Annotated in this window: 14 protein-coding genes; 8 read left to right on the top strand and 6 right to left on the bottom strand. The window is 61.6% G+C overall.

All coding sequences use genetic code 11. The features are described 5' to 3' along the window. Positions 1 to 46 precede the first annotated feature (46 nt). Positions 47 to 2092, top strand: a complete 2046-nt coding sequence (gene rpoD, locus CAF53_RS14745; protein WP_046765684.1) for an RNA polymerase sigma factor RpoD — start codon at positions 47 to 49, stop codon at positions 2090 to 2092. A 263-nt stretch (positions 2093 to 2355) separates the two neighbouring features. On the opposite strand, the gene CAF53_RS14740 is transcribed toward rpoD, so the two are convergent. Continuing rightward, positions 2356 to 3027 (bottom strand): LuxR C-terminal-related transcriptional regulator, encoded by a 672-nt coding sequence (locus CAF53_RS14740; RefSeq protein ID WP_269748660.1) that lies wholly within the window; start codon positions 3025 to 3027, stop codon positions 2356 to 2358. Positions 3028 to 3333: 306 nt separating this feature from the next. Here CAF53_RS14740 and CAF53_RS14735 point away from each other — a divergent pair, with 306 nt between their 5' ends. From CAF53_RS14735 to CAF53_RS14720, 4 genes are all read left to right on the top strand, one after another. Beyond that, on the top strand, positions 3334 to 4017 hold the full coding sequence (locus tag CAF53_RS14735; protein WP_046765682.1) for a hypothetical protein: 684 nt from the start codon (positions 3334 to 3336) through the stop codon (positions 4015 to 4017). A gap of 65 nt (positions 4018 to 4082) precedes the next feature. Beyond that, positions 4083 to 4928, top strand: coding sequence for a MoxR family ATPase (locus CAF53_RS14730; RefSeq protein WP_100238465.1), 846 nt, complete (start codon positions 4083 to 4085; stop codon positions 4926 to 4928). 3 nt (positions 4929 to 4931) lie between these two features. Next, on the top strand, positions 4932 to 5345 hold the full coding sequence (locus CAF53_RS14725; protein WP_100238464.1) for a GFA family protein: 414 nt from the start codon (positions 4932 to 4934) through the stop codon (positions 5343 to 5345). Positions 5346 to 5438: 93 nt separating this feature from the next. Further along, positions 5439 to 6467 carry a hypothetical protein gene (locus tag CAF53_RS14720; protein ID WP_100238463.1) on the top strand — a complete coding sequence of 343 codons (1029 nt, stop codon included), beginning with the start codon at positions 5439 to 5441 and terminating at the stop codon, positions 6465 to 6467. Between the two features lie 4 nt (positions 6468 to 6471). On the opposite strand, the gene CAF53_RS14715 is transcribed toward CAF53_RS14720, so the two are convergent. After that, positions 6472 to 7836 (bottom strand): methyl-accepting chemotaxis protein, encoded by a 1365-nt coding sequence (locus CAF53_RS14715; RefSeq protein WP_197707423.1) that lies wholly within the window; start codon positions 7834 to 7836, stop codon positions 6472 to 6474. A gap of 139 nt (positions 7837 to 7975) precedes the next feature. On the opposite strand from CAF53_RS14715, the gene CAF53_RS14710 reads away from it, so the two are divergent. After that, the gene (locus tag CAF53_RS14710) at positions 7976 to 9151 is read left to right on the top strand and encodes a VWA domain-containing protein (protein WP_100238461.1); all 1176 of its coding nucleotides are present in this window, start codon (positions 7976 to 7978) and stop codon (positions 9149 to 9151) included. Between the two features lie 64 nt (positions 9152 to 9215). On the opposite strand, the gene CAF53_RS14705 is transcribed toward CAF53_RS14710, so the two are convergent. The 3 genes from CAF53_RS14705 to CAF53_RS14695 form a co-directional block, all read right to left on the bottom strand. Then, positions 9216 to 10070: a transporter gene (locus CAF53_RS14705; protein ID WP_100238840.1), complete on the bottom strand. Its 855-nt coding sequence runs from the start codon at positions 10068 to 10070 to the stop codon at positions 9216 to 9218. 76 nt (positions 10071 to 10146) lie between these two features. Further along, positions 10147 to 10512, bottom strand: a complete 366-nt coding sequence (locus CAF53_RS14700; RefSeq protein ID WP_100238460.1) for a hypothetical protein — start codon at positions 10510 to 10512, stop codon at positions 10147 to 10149. A gap of 375 nt (positions 10513 to 10887) precedes the next feature. Then, on the bottom strand, positions 10888 to 11976 hold the full coding sequence (locus CAF53_RS14695) for an anhydro-N-acetylmuramic acid kinase (RefSeq protein ID WP_100238459.1): 1089 nt from the start codon (positions 11974 to 11976) through the stop codon (positions 10888 to 10890). Positions 11977 to 12029: 53 nt separating this feature from the next. Here CAF53_RS14695 and tyrS point away from each other — a divergent pair, with 53 nt between their 5' ends. Both tyrS and CAF53_RS14685 read left to right on the top strand, forming a co-directional pair. Then, positions 12030 to 13247, top strand: a complete 1218-nt coding sequence (gene tyrS / locus CAF53_RS14690; protein ID WP_100238839.1) for a tyrosine--tRNA ligase — start codon at positions 12030 to 12032, stop codon at positions 13245 to 13247. A 75-nt stretch (positions 13248 to 13322) separates the two neighbouring features. Beyond that, positions 13323 to 13676, top strand: a complete 354-nt coding sequence (locus CAF53_RS14685) for a PilZ domain-containing protein (RefSeq protein ID WP_046765676.1) — start codon at positions 13323 to 13325, stop codon at positions 13674 to 13676. Here the strand turns inward: CAF53_RS14685 and CAF53_RS14680 are convergent. Continuing rightward, the gene (locus tag CAF53_RS14680) at positions 13648 to 14739 is read right to left on the bottom strand and encodes a mechanosensitive ion channel domain-containing protein (RefSeq protein ID WP_100238458.1); all 1092 of its coding nucleotides are present in this window, start codon (positions 14737 to 14739) and stop codon (positions 13648 to 13650) included. The genes CAF53_RS14685 and CAF53_RS14680 overlap by 29 nt on opposite strands. Positions 14740 to 14791 lie beyond the last annotated feature (52 nt).

Here is a 14791-nt window from a genome sequence, read left to right as displayed (position 1 = left end):
ATGATTTGGTTTGGCCCTTTCGGGTCGACGGAGTTAAGGCGAATAAATGGCGAGCAAGGCGAACAGCAAGGGTGCGGGCGAGGATACGGATACCGGCGATGCACCGCTGCTGGATCTCAACGAAGCGTCGGTCAAGAAGCTGATCGCCCGTGCCAAAAAGCGCGGCTACATCACCTATGACGAGTTGAACGACGCCCTGCCGCAGGACCAGATGTCCTCCGAGCAGATCGAGGACATCATGTCCGCGCTCAACGAGATGGGCGTCAATATCGTCGAAAATGAGGAAGCCGGCGAGGACGGCGAGGATCAGCGCGACGATGGCGACGATGACGGCGCGGACGACAGCGCCGATGACGACGGCTCGCCACGCCCCGTCACCGAGAAGAAGAAAGAGACCGTCGACCGCACCGATGACCCGGTGCGCATGTATCTGCGCGAAATGGGTGCGGTGGAACTCCTCAGCCGTGAGGGTGAAATCGCCATCGCCAAGCGGATCGAGGCCGGTCGCGACACGATGATCCTGGGTCTGTGCGAAAGCCCGACCACCTTCAACGCGATCATCGAATGGTCGACCGCGCTCAACAATGGCGAAATGCAGTTGCGCGAGATTCTCGATCTCGACGCCATGCTGTCGAAGGATCCTGCTCCGGAAAATCTGGAGGAAGGGGCCGAGGACGATGATGGCGAGATCAGCGAGAAGACCGCTGGCCCCAGCTTCAAGGAAGAGGAAGAGCCGGAAGAGGAATCCGCCGATTCCGATGAGGATGAGGACGGCCTGACCGAACGCCGCGCCCGCCGGATGGAAGAGGAGGAAGAGGAGGACAACACCCTTTCCCTCGCCCAGATGGAAGAGACGCTCAAGCCGATGGCGCTGGAGAAGTTCGCGACCATCACGGAGATTTTCCGCACCTTCTCCAACGCGCAGGAAACGCGCATGATCGCCATGGCGATCGGCGAGACGCTGAGCCAGAAGGATGAGGACGAATATCAGGAACTGCGCGAGCAGCTTACCGCAGAGGTGGAGAGCGTCCAGTTCCACCAGCAGAAGATCGAATATCTGGTCGATCAACTCTATGCCTATAACCGGCGCCTGACCGCGCTGGGTGGGCAGATGCTGCGCCTGGCCGAACGTCACAAGGTCAGCCGCAAGGATTTCCTCGACCGCTATGTGAACCATGAGTTGGACGATGCCTGGCTGGAAAAGGTGCAGGGGCTCGACAAGAAATGGGCCGCCTTTGCCGCAGCCGAAGGGCGCGCGGTCGAGCGCATCCGCACCGAGGTCAGCGAAATCGCGCAGGCGACCGGCATGTCGCTTTCCGAATTCCGCCGCATCGTCAACATGGTCCAGAAGGGCGAGCGTGAGGCGCGCATCGCGAAGAAGGAAATGGTCGAGGCGAACCTGCGCCTGGTGATTTCCATCGCTAAAAAATATACGAACCGTGGCCTGCAATTCCTTGATCTTATTCAGGAAGGCAATATCGGCCTGATGAAGGCGGTCGATAAGTTCGAATATCGGCGCGGCTACAAGTTCAGCACCTACGCGACATGGTGGATCAGGCAGGCGATCACCCGTTCGATCGCGGATCAGGCGCGGACAATCCGTATTCCGGTCCATATGATCGAGACGATCAACAAGCTGGTCCGCACCAGCCGCCAGTTCCTGCACGAGCAGGGCCGCGAGCCGACTCCGGAGGAAATGGCGGAGCGCCTTTCCATGCCGCTGGAGAAGGTGCGCAAGGTGATGAAGATCGCCAAGGAGCCGATCTCCCTCGAAACGCCGATCGGCGACGAGGAGGATTCGCACCTGGGCGATTTCATTGAGGACAAGAATGCGATCATCCCGGTGGATGCCGCCATTCAGGCGAACCTCAAGGAAACCGTGACCCGCGTGCTGGCGTCGTTGACGCCGCGTGAGGAGCGCGTGCTGCGCATGCGTTTCGGCATCGGCATGAACACCGATCATACGCTGGAGGAAGTGGGCCAGCAGTTCAGCGTGACCCGCGAACGCATTCGCCAGATCGAGGCGAAGGCGCTCCGCAAGCTGAAGCATCCCAGCCGCAGCCGCAAGATGCGCAGTTTCCTCGACCAATAAACTGCGGCAAATCCCGAATATCGAAGGGGGCGGCTTTCGGGCCGCCCCTCTTCATTTGCGGAAGTGCGACCGGAACACAGCAGTCCGCGCTCGTAAACTTACGAGTGGCGAGAATTCCCGCAGCGGATCAATTGGCAGTGAGGAACGCGAATAGGCACATCTTTCCCCCGCCCTTATTCGCGTTTCTTCCGATCCGGTGCTGCGACCCCATCGGACGGCACACTGCCCGCCGATGTTCCCACATCGGCGGGCCCTTCCCTTCGTCAGATCAGTTTCTTCCGCACCGCGATCACGGCAGCATGCACCTTGTTGGCGGCGTTCAGCTTGCGGATGGCCTTGTTGAGGTGGAATTCTATGGTGCGCGGACTGAGGTCCATGATGACGGCCGTTTCCCACGCCGTCTTGCCCGCGCTGACCCAGACGAGGCATTCCCGCTCCTTGCCAGTCAGGACAACGTCCCCCGGATCATCGAAGGGGCCTGATGGCGGACGATGCGGCCCATATTTTCCGGGAAACGAATGCTTCTGATCGCTGGGACAGGACTCAGTCTCGAATTCGGTGATATCCCTGATGCAACCGATGGCCTGGAGATGACCGGCGCCATTATCAAGGATGCAGGCGACGGAACTTATCCAGCGCACTTCGCCACTGGGCCTGACGATGCGAAATTCCGCATGGTAGCGCTTGTCATTCTCAATCAGGAAAGACAAGTGATTGGAATCAACCAATGTTGCCTGGTCAACATCCTCCAAATGTATGAAACGTTTGAACGATTCAATGGAATCAATCCGATGAAGATGATGATCCAACCCTAATATTTCATGCCATTTTCGACAGCAATAAAGTGATCCTCTGGCAATGTCGTAATCCCATATGCCTAAACCAGCAGCAAGCAGCGAAAAATATAGGCGATTATACTTTTCTGTCCCTGGCAATCTCAATCATCTTCTTGCTTTTGTTCAATGGATTACCCAACATATAATTGCCCCAGCGCTTCTTGGGAAGCACTTTGCAAAATATCACTCTTCCGCTCGCATGCCGGCGCTCACCATCTCCAACTGCTCCGGCGGCTTCGCGCCACCTTCGTCCAAGTACCCCATGCCAAACGACAAATGGTGTGATTTTGCCCATGAATCGATGGGAAACCCGGCCCCTTCCTACCGTCCGACTTAACGGCTCCTTTACCTCACCTCCCTAAGCTTGCCGACACGGCCCGCGGCTCCGGGGCGCAGGGGAAGATGATGAGCGAAGCAGCACCGCGCTATCAATTTGGCGATGTATCGCAGATACTGGAGGCTGTCGTTGCCGCTGATGGCACCGCCGGCCATGGCTACGCCAGTGGCGCGCACGTGAGTTTCGGCCCGAATGCGACCCTGACCTTAGCCGATCTCGCCGATATGGCCTATTATCTTTGCCTGCTGCATGGGCGGCATCCGGGCGTCATCGACCATGCCGCAACCCGGTCCGCCGACAATGCGGCACGGAGCTGGCTAGTCCAGGCCACGGACGCCTTTGCCCGCGAACGTGCCTATCTGACCCAGGTGACGGTCGCCGTCGGTCCCGCTCCCAGCACCGCGGGGCAGAGCGATTGCGAAACCGTCGTCAGCCAGCAACGCCATGCACTCGACATGCTGGCCCAGTCCGACCGGCGGGGCTGTGCCATGGGAGCAGCCATGGCGCTGGTACTGGATTGGCGGGCGGTACGGCATATGCTCGATATCGCTGCGATACGCGTCGGGCTGGAACCCCATGCCTGCGATTTGCCGGATCGTGCCGAAACGCTGGCCGTCGCGCAAGCGATCGGCGGCGATGACACGATCGACCGCGCGATATTGTTCGGAGGGCGCCAGCTCCTCAACCAGCATCGCGGGCTTTGGGACGTTCTTCAGGCGCGCGCGCAGGTTCGCGCCAGGAAAGACCGATAAAGGCTTTGCGCTCCTCCCCTGCTTGCCATAGTTGGATCGTTGCAGGCAGGAAGAGTGAAGCGAATATGCGGTTTGAGGGCACAGAGGATTATGTCGCCACCGATGATCTGAAGGTGGCGGTCAACGCCGCGGTGCTGCTTCGCCGTCCCCTGCTGGTGAAAGGCGAACCGGGCACCGGCAAGACCGTATTGGCACAGGAAATCGCCAAGGCCATCAATGCCCCGCTGATCGAATGGAACGTCAAATCGACGACCAAGGCGCATCAGGGCCTCTATGAATATGACGCCGTGGCACGCCTGCGCGATGGACAACTTGGCGATCCGCGCGTCCATGAGATCGGCAATTATATCCGCAAGGGCAAGCTGTGGGAGGCCTTCACCTCCCCGACCCTGCCGGTCCTGCTGATCGACGAGATCGACAAGGCCGATATCGAGTTTCCCAACGACCTGTTGCAGGAACTCGATCGCATGGCCTTCCATGTCTATGAAACGGGGGAAACGGTCGCGGCCAAGGAGCGGCCGGTGGTCGTCATCACCTCGAACAATGAGAAGGAACTGCCGGACGCCTTCCTGCGCCGCTGCTTCTTCCACTATATCAAATTTCCCGACCGGGAGACGATGCAGGCCATCGTCGACGTGCATTTCCCCGATATCCAGAAAATATTGGTCAACCGGGCGCTGGAGATTTTCTATGACATCCGGGAAGTTCCCGGCCTCAAGAAAAAGCCGTCGACCAGCGAACTACTCGATTGGTTGAAACTGATATTGGCCGAAGACATGCCTCTGGACGTCTTGCAGGACCGCGACCCGACCAAGGCGATCCCGCCGCTTCATGGCGCGCTGCTGAAGAATGAGCAGGATATCATGATGTTCGAACGGCTGGCCTTCATGGCACGCAGGCAGGGACGCTGAGCCATGGCGCATGGCGCCGGATGCCTCTGCGGCCAGGTGCGTATCAGCATCGATGCCGAACCTTTGACCGCCCGCATGTGCTGGTGCCGGCTCTGTCAGTATCTGGGCGGCGGATCGGGAACGGTAAATGTCTGCTTCCCGTCGGACAAGCTCATGACGACAGGCGAAGTGCGTTGGCATGAGAGTGAGGCGGATAGCGGCACCATGATGCGACGCGGCTTCTGCCCCGAATGCGGGACGCCGTTGTTCAGCATCGCCGAATCGCGCGCCCATCTGATCTTCATCCGGGCCGGCGCACTCGACGATCCCGACCTTTTGGGACCACAAGCGGTAATCTGGGCAGGTGCTGCGCCCCATTGGGCACATCTGGACCCGGAACTGCCCCATTTTCCGGCGCAAATTCCGCCGGTCGCGTAAAAGCGCGCTTGCCTAGCGCCTGCATTTCCGCTCAACTTTCCTTCTTACATTCAAAGCCGCGCCAAGACGGTCAAGAATATGGGAAGGATGCCAATGCCCAAGCGTGCGTTGCCTCTTTTGTCCGTCGTGCTGGCTCTGTCGGCACCTGCGCTCGTGCGCGCGGCAGAGGAGAAGGAAGCCTGGACGCCGACCGCCACCGCCCTGCGCGCGGATGCGGCGGGAATCTCCCTGCCCCAGACGGTGGCGGGCCTGGCGCTTTCCAAAAGCGGCGAAGTGTCCAATGGTGGCAAGGGCATCGACAATTATGCCCAATATCTCTCCGATGACGGAGCGATCCAGGCAACGCTCTACGTCTATATGCCAAGCTATGCCGATGCCTCGCTGGCGGCCTATATGACCGACAAGGCGATCATGGCGCGCTTCGGCACCAGAACGCATCGCACGGCTTATGCGAGGGCGACGGCGGCGGGTCGTGCCGACGGTGCGATCCGGGCGGTTTACGACGACGCCGCCAATGGCGCCCTGACGACGGCAGCGGCCTTCGTCCATGCAGGCCGGTGGATGGTTAAGATGCGCGTGACAGGGCCGACGGAGCGACGTCGGGAGGTTCTCGCGGGGCTGGACGGCATGCTGGCCGGCCTGCGCGTCGACGATGCATCCGCTATCCATTCGACCAGACCGGCCACTATTGCCGGCTGTCCCGCCGGCGATGGAGCGGATGCGCGGATGACGGGTCCGGCGGCTACGACGCCCATTGACATCGCGATGCCACGGGAGGGCAGCGCGCCGCTCTGCGTAAGAGGGCATGTCGATACGGCGGACAGCAGTTACGAAATCCTGCAACAGGTGGGATTGAAGGACGGTGCCATCATCGTGCCGGTGGACGATTCAGGAACGATACTCGCTTTCGATCCGGCGAAAACGGGCAAAGGCTATCAGCTTTCCATCCACTCGGTCGGCCAGACCGATATCTATGGCGTCTATGACAAGGTGCCGAGCCCTCGCCAGATCGCCGAGATATTGGATGGCAAGGACCCCCAGACCGCCCGCGCGGGAACGGTTGCGGCCTTTGCCGCCAATGGTGAGGTGACGCTGCGCAGCGAGGATGGGAACAGCCGCTGATCCCTCAGATCAGATAGCCGACCTCATAAAGCCCCCAGCGTCGTTCCCGGAAAACCAGTGGCACGAACACGCTGCGTAACGCCCGGTAACGCCCTTCGCCCAGATCCTGGCGATAGGTGAAAAGGAAGAAATCCCCTTCCCCATCCAGAGCCCGGCGCGTCTGACTGTCCATGAATATCTGGCGATTGCGGGCGTTTTCCATGTTCCAGCGCGGCTGGCCGGGACGTTGCGGCTGGCTGCGGGCGCTGATGTGGGTCGGCAAATAGCCGTTCATGTCGATCAGGCAGCAACCGACGATCGCCGCATCCTGGGCCGTCCGCCGATCCAGCAAAGGCCGGACATATTGATCGGCAAAGGCAGTGAAGCCATTATCATATTGCGTCGGATCGGAGCCGGGAAGCGGTCGATAGGCCGTGTCGAACAGAGCATCCACGTCCAGTTGCTGCTGTTGCAGCGCAGTTTCGACCAGCGTCATGACCTCCGCCGCGCCTTCCTCCGCCAGGGCGATATAGCGGCTGTTGCGGGTAACATGCCCGCCATGGGCAGCGGTGTTCAGCATCGCGTTGGCCATACCCTCCAGCCCTTCGAGCTGACCCCGCGCGGTTTCGACGCGCGTGGTGCTCTCGGCGGAGGACCGGCTGAACAGCGACAGCCCCTGGCGCAGCGCGGCGACATCGCCATCGGCTTCATCCGTGCAGGTCACGATCGTGTCCGACCTGTCGCCGAACTGAGTCACCAGAGAGGCGATTTCCGCCATGCTGATACGCAATGTATCGATATGGGCGCCGACATCGTGACCCCGCGTGATATTGGCCTCCACCCCGCCGATCAGTTGCCGGGCGTCCCGGTCGAGCTGGCCCAGCTTGTCGCCCACGGACGCCGCGGATTCGCCGGCCTGACCGGCGAGACGGCGGATTTCGTCCGCGACGACGGCAAAGCCCTGCGTCGCTTCGCCACCCCGCGCTGCCTCGATCGCGGCATTGACGCCCAGCAGACGGGTCTGGCGGGCAATGGCTCCCAATTCCTCGGAAATGCCGCCCACCGTTTCGATCACGTCCAGGAACTGGCGCAAATGGCCCTCCAGTCCAGTGACATTTTCGATCAGTTCCGTGACCTGCCCCAGGGAAAGGGTGATCGCGTCATGGCCTTCGGCAATGATCTTGCCTGCGCGGCGGGCGGTGAGGCTGAGTTCCTGCGCGGCGAGTACGCTTTCATTCTGGCTGACCGCCAGCGCCTCCATGTTCGACTGCAATTCGTCCAGGCGCGCGGAGTCGGCCTGGATACGGCGAGTCAATTCCCCCAGAAAGCCCGCGGTTTCGCTGCATTGCAACGCAATGTCGCCTGAACGCTCCCCCAAGTCGGTCAACAAATCCCCGTTTTCCAATGCCACCCCGCCATTTCCACCCGATATGGATACTGCCTTGTTAACGATGCAATGCAACACTTAACATATCGACAACGCGCGGGGCCTTGCATCCGCCGCCAAGCTGGCTGACAAGCGGCCGGTCATGATGCTCAATTTCCTCGACGCGCTGCGTGCTGCGGGCATCCCCGCCAGCATCAAGGAACATCTGCTGCTGCTGGAGGCGCTGGACCGCGATGTCATCGGGCAGCGGCCGGAGGATTTCTATTATCTCGCCCGCGCAACCTATGTGAAGGATGAAGGGCTGATCGACCGCTTCGATCAGGTGTTCGCCCGCGTGTTCAAGGGCGTGTTGGGCACCGAGGGCGTCGAGGCGGAGATTCCGGAGGAATGGCTGCGGATGGTAGCGGAAAAATTCCTGAGCCCCGAGGAGATGGAGAAGATCAAGTCGCTAGGGGACTGGGACGAGATCATGAAGACGCTCAAGGAACGGATGGAGGAGCAGAAGGAACGCCATCAGGGCGGCAACAAGTGGATCGGCACGGGCGGCACCTCCCCCTTCGGCCATGGCGGCTATAATCCAGAGGGCGTGCGGATCGGCGGAGAGAGCCGCCACAAGCGCGCGATCAAGGTCTGGGAAAAGCGTGAATTCGCCAATCTGGACAACCAGAAGGAACTGGGCACCCGCAACATCAAGGTGGCGCTGCGGCGGCTGCGGCGCTTTGCGCGGGAGGGCGCGGCGGACGAGCTGGACCTGGATGCGACGATCAGGGGAACCGCGCGGCAGGGCTGGCTGGACATCCGCATGCGCCCGGAACGGCACAATGCCGTGAAGCTGCTGCTGTTCCTGGACGTGGGCGGGTCGATGGATCCGTTTGTCACGCTGTGCGAGGAACTCTTCTCGGCGGCGACCAGCGAATTCAAGAATATGGAGTTCTTCTACTTCCACAACTGCCTCTATGAAGGCGTATGGAAGGACAACAGGCGGCGTTTTTCAGAGCGGACGCCGACCTGGGACGTGCTGCACAAATATGGCCATGACCATAAGGTGATCTTCGTCGGGGATGCGGCGATGAGCCCCTATGAGATCAGCCATCCCGGCGGATCGGTCGAGCATATGAATGAGGAAGCGGGCGCCGTGTGGCTGAGCCGGGTGCTGCATACCTATCCCGCCGCCGTGTGGCTGAACCCGGCGCGGGAGGCCCATTGGGGCTATAGCCAGTCGACCCGGATGATCCGCGAGATCATGAATGAACGCATGTATCCGCTGACCATCGAGGGGATTGACGATGCGATGCGGGAACTGACCCGCAAGCGGTGAAGGCGTATTGGCCTGGCTGGGTGAAAATAGGGCAATCGACGGATCGTCTTCCCCTCACATCCTTTCAGAATTTCACGCTCACCATCGATCCCAGGCCATAATCTGCGGCGCCCTTGCTGAGGCCGCCGGTCCCGTAGAGGGTGAAGATCAGCTTTTCCGTGACGGGCGTGCTGAAGGCGCCGAACAATTCCTGGCTATCCCGGGCGAAATCGCTGGTGGATTCGCGATAGTCATAGGAGGCGATCAGCACCGATTTGCCCAATATCACGCTTGCGCCGCCCGATGCCGTCCAGACGTTGTGCAGATCGAAACCCGACGGGTCGCCCGGCATGCGATAGCCGATATTGGCGAACGGGGTGACGATGCCAAAGCTCTTGGAAATCTCCGCCGCGACCGTCACATCCGTCTTGCCGGTGCCCAATGCCTTGGAACGCGAGGCGGTGGGGAGCTTGACGCGGGCAGAAAGATCGAGGCCGAAGCCCAGTTGTTCCTCCGGCACCTGATAACCCACGCCCAGCGTCAGGTCGCCAAGCCCGCTGCGAGTGGTCCGCGGTGCATTAGGATCGATGATGACGCCGCCCGATCCGCCGCCGACGATCGCCGACGAACCGTTGATGCGCAACCATGGCAGGGTCGCGGTGAAGCGGAGATGGCCGGTGCGATAGCGCAGGCTCATCGGAACGACCAGGATATGCGTGTCGGAGCCTGTGCCATAATCGCCGCTGCTATAGTCGATGCCCGTGATCGCGGTCAGACTGGTGCCTGTGGACAAGGTTGTTGATGCACCTGTGGATAAGGCTGTGGACGGTTCTTCGGCCTGGGCGGTTTGCGGGCCGCTTTGTGCCGCGATCTGGGCCTGAACCGGCGATATGCCTGCGGCCATGGCCATGCCGGCGGCAAACGCAATGGTCCCCTTCATGAATGTCCCCTCCATATGCCAAGTGGGGCGGGTCCTTGCCGGACCCGCCCCCTTGTCCTTCCTATTCCGTGTGTGGTCAGCTTCCGCGAGCGGAACGGGCGGTTTCCTTGGCGGACGTCGCCGTCTCACGGGCCGCGCTGGCACCGGCGCGTGCGTCCTGCGCGGCGCTGCGTGTTTCAGCGGCGGAGGAACGGGCCTCCGATGCGCTGCCGCGCGCTTCGGTGGCGGCGTGGCGGGCTTCGGTCGATGCGGTTCGCGCATCCTGCGCCGCCGTGGTCGCGCCCTGCGCGTCCTGCAACGTGCCCTTCACATTGGCATCCTGTAGCGTTCCCTTCACATTGCTGTCCTGAAGGGTCCCCTTGACGCCGCTGTCCTGTGCCTGCGCGCCCGAGGTGGCGGCCAGAACGGCAAGGCCGATGAGGGGAAGTGTAAATCTGGTCACTGCGACTCTCCTATGATGTGACACCCCCGGTGCTTCCCTCCGGAAGAACCTCCCCCTTATGTTGCTGATTTCTTTCTCACGCGGAATCGACCGAAAGAATTAGATTTGGGATGGTCCAGGTGAATCGCGGATCGGGACGTTTTCCTGAGCGGAATTCACGATGATTTTCGGTGGGATAGATGGAGGCGATGTCCTGTTCGCGACGTCGATCGCAGCAGATTATTAGGCGATATGTGCAAAATGAGCGATCAAAGGGTTTGATCAACTGTTGGATGGATGGGCGGGATAGATGGTAATTTGCCCTTCTCCTTTCCGTCCCCCCCGACTTGATCCGGCATGACGAGGCTGGTGATGTCGGCAAATGGGCGAAGGTGACTAGGCAGGGTCGAAAAGGACGCCGCCGGTCATGGGTTGCGGCACGCCTGTTGTGCCGGGGAAGCTGATCGGCAGGTCCTTCAGATGCCGGACCGCCATATAGGCGAAACCTTGCGCTTCCAGCGCGTCGCCGTCCCAGCCCAGCTCGTCCACCGGACGGACGTCCGCGCCGCTATGGCTCGCCAGCATCCGCATCAGCGTGGCATTATGACGCCCGCCTCCCGCCACATAGATGCGAGCCGGGCGATCGGGAAGATGATCGAGGCTCCTCGCGACGGCAACGGCGGAAAAGGCCGTGAGGGTAGCCGCGCCGTCTTCCAGTGACAGGCCGCGCGTGATTTCGATGGTGAAGGCTTCGCGGTCGATGCTTTTCGGCGGCGCTGCGGCGAACCAGGGATCGGAGAGCATACGTTCGAGCCGGGCCTGATCGACCCGGCCCATGGCGGCGGTCGCGCCATTTTCGTCGAAGCTGCGGTCGCTGTGGGTCTGCATCCAATTGTCGATAAGGCCGCTCGCCATGCCGGTGTCGAAGGCGACGATCCCTCCATCGGCGGCAATGGCGGTGATGTTGGCGACGCCGCCCAGGTTCAGGATGGCCACGGGTTTGGGCAGGCCATGCGCGAGCGCGCGGTGATAGACGGGGAGCAGCGGGGCGCCCTGCCCTCCCGCCGCGACATCCGCGCTGCGCAGGTCCGCGACCACGGGGATGCCGAAGGCGCCGGCAAGGGCCGCGCCGTCCCCGATCTGCCACGTCCATCGCCATTCCGGCCGGTGGGCGACGGTGTGGCCGTGGAAACCGATGACGGAAATGTCCTGGGCAATATAACCGCTCCGGCCCAGCAGGTCGGCGACGGCCTCCACATGGCGTTCGGTCAATTCTTCCTCGACCGCGTGGATCAGGGGTTCGAAACCGGGCTTGTCCATCGCCATGGCGCGCTGGCAGGCTTCGGCAAGGCGCAGTCGGAAACCCTCATGATAGGGCATGGCATGGAAGGCGATCCCCTTGCTCACGCCCTCGCCATCGGTTTCGATCAGCGCGGCGTCTATGCCGTCGCGGGAAGTGCCCGACATCAGGCCTATTGCCAGCATGAAATTGTCCCGCCTCTTTTACAGTCGCCCCCTCAATGCTACAGGCGCGCGCCATGAGCAACTACCAGTCCGATCTGCTCCGCCTGCTCGAAGCGCGCGGTTACATTCACCAGCTAACCGATGCGGAGGGGCTGGACACTCTCGCCTCCAGGCAGATCGTGCCGGGCTATATCGGTTTCGATCCGACGGCGCCTTCGCTGCATGTCGGGCATCTGGTGTCGATCATGATGCTGCGCCAATTGCAGAAGGCGGGACACAAGCCGATCGTGCTGATGGGCGGCGGCACGGGCAAGATCGGCGATCCGAGCTTCAAGGACGAGGCGCGCAAGCTGCTGACGACCGACCTCATCGCGGAGAATGTGGCCAGCATCAAGCGGGTGTTCCAGCGGTTCCTGACGTTCGGCGACGGACCGACCGACGCGATCATGCTGGACAATGCCGAGTGGCTGGACCGCCTCGAATATATCCCGTTCCTGCGCGACATCGGGCAGCATTTCTCGGTCAACCGGATGCTGAGCTTCGATTCGGTGAAGCTGCGGCTGGACCGGGAGCAGTCGCTCTCCTTCCTCGAATTCAATTATATGATCCTTCAGGCCTATGACTTCCTGGAATTGTCGCGCCGGTCGGCCTGCCGTCTCCAGATGGGCGGGTCGGATCAGTGGGGGAATATCGTCAACGGTGTCGAACTGGCCCGGCGCGTCGATGGAACCCAGGTTTTCGGCCTGACCACGCCGCTGCTGACCAATGCCGACGGGACCAAGATGGGCAAGACCGTGGGCGGCGCGGTGTGGCTGAACGAGGATCAGCTTTCCCACTATGATTATTGGCAGTTCTGGCGGAATACCGCCGACGCCGATGTCGCGAACCGGCTGCGGCTGTTCACCGACCTGCCGATGGATGAGGTGGAGCGGCTGGCTTCATTGCAGGGCGCGGAGATCAACGAGGCGAAGAAGATCCTGGCCAATGAGGCGACCGCCTTGTGCCGTGGGGCCGAGGCAGCGGCTCTGGCGGCGGAGACGGCACGCAAGACTTTCGAGGAAGGCGCTTCGGATGCCAATCTGCCGACCGTCAGCCTGGGGGCCGAGGGGTTGAATGTCGTGCAGGGGACGACGGCGCTGGGCTTTGCGGCTTCCAATAAGGAAGTGCGGCGCAAGCTGGCCGAGGGGGCCATTCGCGTGAACGGCGAGGTGGTCAGCGATCCGGCGCTGGTGCTGAAGCCGGGCGACAAGTTGAGCTTCGGCGCGAAGAAACACGGGCTGGTAACCGCCTGAAATCAAAAGAACGTATAAGGCGCGTTAACCGGATTTGGTAAGGAAGAGGCGACCTTCCTTACCTAGGCTGTCGGCATGCCTTCGGTGTTCGCAAATCTGAGCCATCTCAACCTGTCGCGCGATCCTTCGATCAATCAGCGGCGGGTGCAGCGCGATCTGGTCGATATGGTCAGCCATATCACGGCGCAGGGACGGACTCATGGCGCGCGGATCATCAATATCTCCGCGCTGGGGCTGATGTGCCGGACGGAGGCCCCCATCCGGATCGGGGAGCGCCTCACCGTCTGGCTGCCGGTCGTCAAGGACCATATCGCGGAAGTGCGCTGGGCCGAAGACGGCCGGATCGGCATCGAATTCATCGGGCCGATCGAACCGCAAATCTATGATGCGATGCTTTCGCTCATCCCGCCGCGGCAGACGGCCTGGTAGGACTCTCCGCAAATCCCTCCCCCGCTTCGATGCGGTGGCGCGAGCGGACCAGAGCCTGCGGCATTTCCGTGCGAAGATAGTGCATCATCGCTTCGCGCACTTCGCAGCGCAGGTCGAAGGCGATGCCAGCATTCCGTGCACTAAGGAGGCCGCGTAGTTCCAATGCGTCGGCGCGGTGGTCCGTGACTTGCAGGATCGCGACGCGGCCGTCCCAGCGGCTGTTGGACCGGACCGCCTCGACGAAACGGGCGCGGATCGGCTCTATATCGGTGGCGGGGTCGACATAGAGGAAGACCGTGCCGAGCAGGTCGGACGTTTTCGTCGTCCAGTTCTGAAAGGGCTTTTCGAGAAAATAGGAGACGGGAACGATCAGGCGGCGGTCGTCCCAGATGCGGACCACCACATAGGTCAGCTTGATATCCTCCACCCTGCCCCATTCCCCCTCCACGATCAGGACGTCGTCGAGGCGGATGGGCTCAGAAAAGGCCATCTGGATACCGGCGATCAGGTTCTTGAGGGCCGGTTGAGCCGCAGCACCCACGGCAAGACCCGCCAGGCCCGCCGACGCCATCAGGGTGACACCGACGGTACGGACGCCCGGAATCGCGATCAGCATCAGCGAAAGGATGATGAAGCCGACGATGAACTGCGTCACGCGATAGAGGATGCGGATGCGGGTGTGCTGGCGGCGGGCCTTGAAATTGTCCTCGACCGTGATGTCGCTGCGCCGTTCGAGCAGGATGCGGCCCGCGCGCATGGCGGCTAGGATCAGCCAGCCCATCAGCAGGATGAAGGTCATTTTCGAAGCGATGAACCAGATCGCCTCTATCTGTGGGGCCAAGGTCAAGGGCTGGACACCGGCGGCCAGCGTCGTGAGGACGATGATCCAGCGGGTCGGATGGTAGATGGCGGGCAGGATGATCGGCTCTACCGACAAGCGCCGGACGATGCGCGTGCCAAGCCAATAAACCAGCCCGTGGAGCAGGAAGGCCACGGCAACCGACAGGAGGATGGAGATCGCCGCCATGGCGGTGATATGGTGGAGGCTGATGTCGGATTGCATGATTTGGCAACGACATGGGCCCGCGATAGTTTCGCGGGTGCAGCATCATGGC

This window comes from Sphingobium sp. LB126 (assembly GCF_002795205.1).
Classification (GTDB): Bacteria; Pseudomonadota; Alphaproteobacteria; order Sphingomonadales; family Sphingomonadaceae; genus Sphingobium; species Sphingobium chungbukense.
Note: the sequence above shows the minus strand (reverse complement) of the source record. Positions and strands in the feature narration are given on the sequence as shown.

Coding starts and splice junctions, on each gene's coding strand:
- tyrS (WP_100238839.1), top strand. CDS start 12,030: ATGAGCAACTACCAGTCCGATCTGCTCCGCCTGCTCGAAGCGCGCGGT.
- CAF53_RS14695 (WP_100238459.1), bottom strand. CDS start 11,976: ATGCTGGCAATAGGCCTGATGTCGGGCACTTCCCGCGACGGCATAGAC.
- CAF53_RS14685 (WP_046765676.1), top strand. CDS start 13,323: ATGCCTTCGGTGTTCGCAAATCTGAGCCATCTCAACCTGTCGCGCGAT.
- CAF53_RS14705 (WP_100238840.1), bottom strand. CDS start 10,070: ATGAAGGGGACCATTGCGTTTGCCGCCGGCATGGCCATGGCCGCAGGC.
- rpoD (WP_046765684.1), top strand. CDS start 47: ATGGCGAGCAAGGCGAACAGCAAGGGTGCGGGCGAGGATACGGATACC.
- CAF53_RS14735 (WP_046765682.1), top strand. CDS start 3,334: ATGAGCGAAGCAGCACCGCGCTATCAATTTGGCGATGTATCGCAGATA.
- CAF53_RS14725 (WP_100238464.1), top strand. CDS start 4,932: ATGGCGCATGGCGCCGGATGCCTCTGCGGCCAGGTGCGTATCAGCATC.
- CAF53_RS14710 (WP_100238461.1), top strand. CDS start 7,976: ATGATGCTCAATTTCCTCGACGCGCTGCGTGCTGCGGGCATCCCCGCC.
- CAF53_RS14720 (WP_100238463.1), top strand. CDS start 5,439: ATGCCCAAGCGTGCGTTGCCTCTTTTGTCCGTCGTGCTGGCTCTGTCG.
- CAF53_RS14680 (WP_100238458.1), bottom strand. CDS start 14,739: ATGCAATCCGACATCAGCCTCCACCATATCACCGCCATGGCGGCGATC.
- CAF53_RS14730 (WP_100238465.1), top strand. CDS start 4,083: ATGCGGTTTGAGGGCACAGAGGATTATGTCGCCACCGATGATCTGAAG.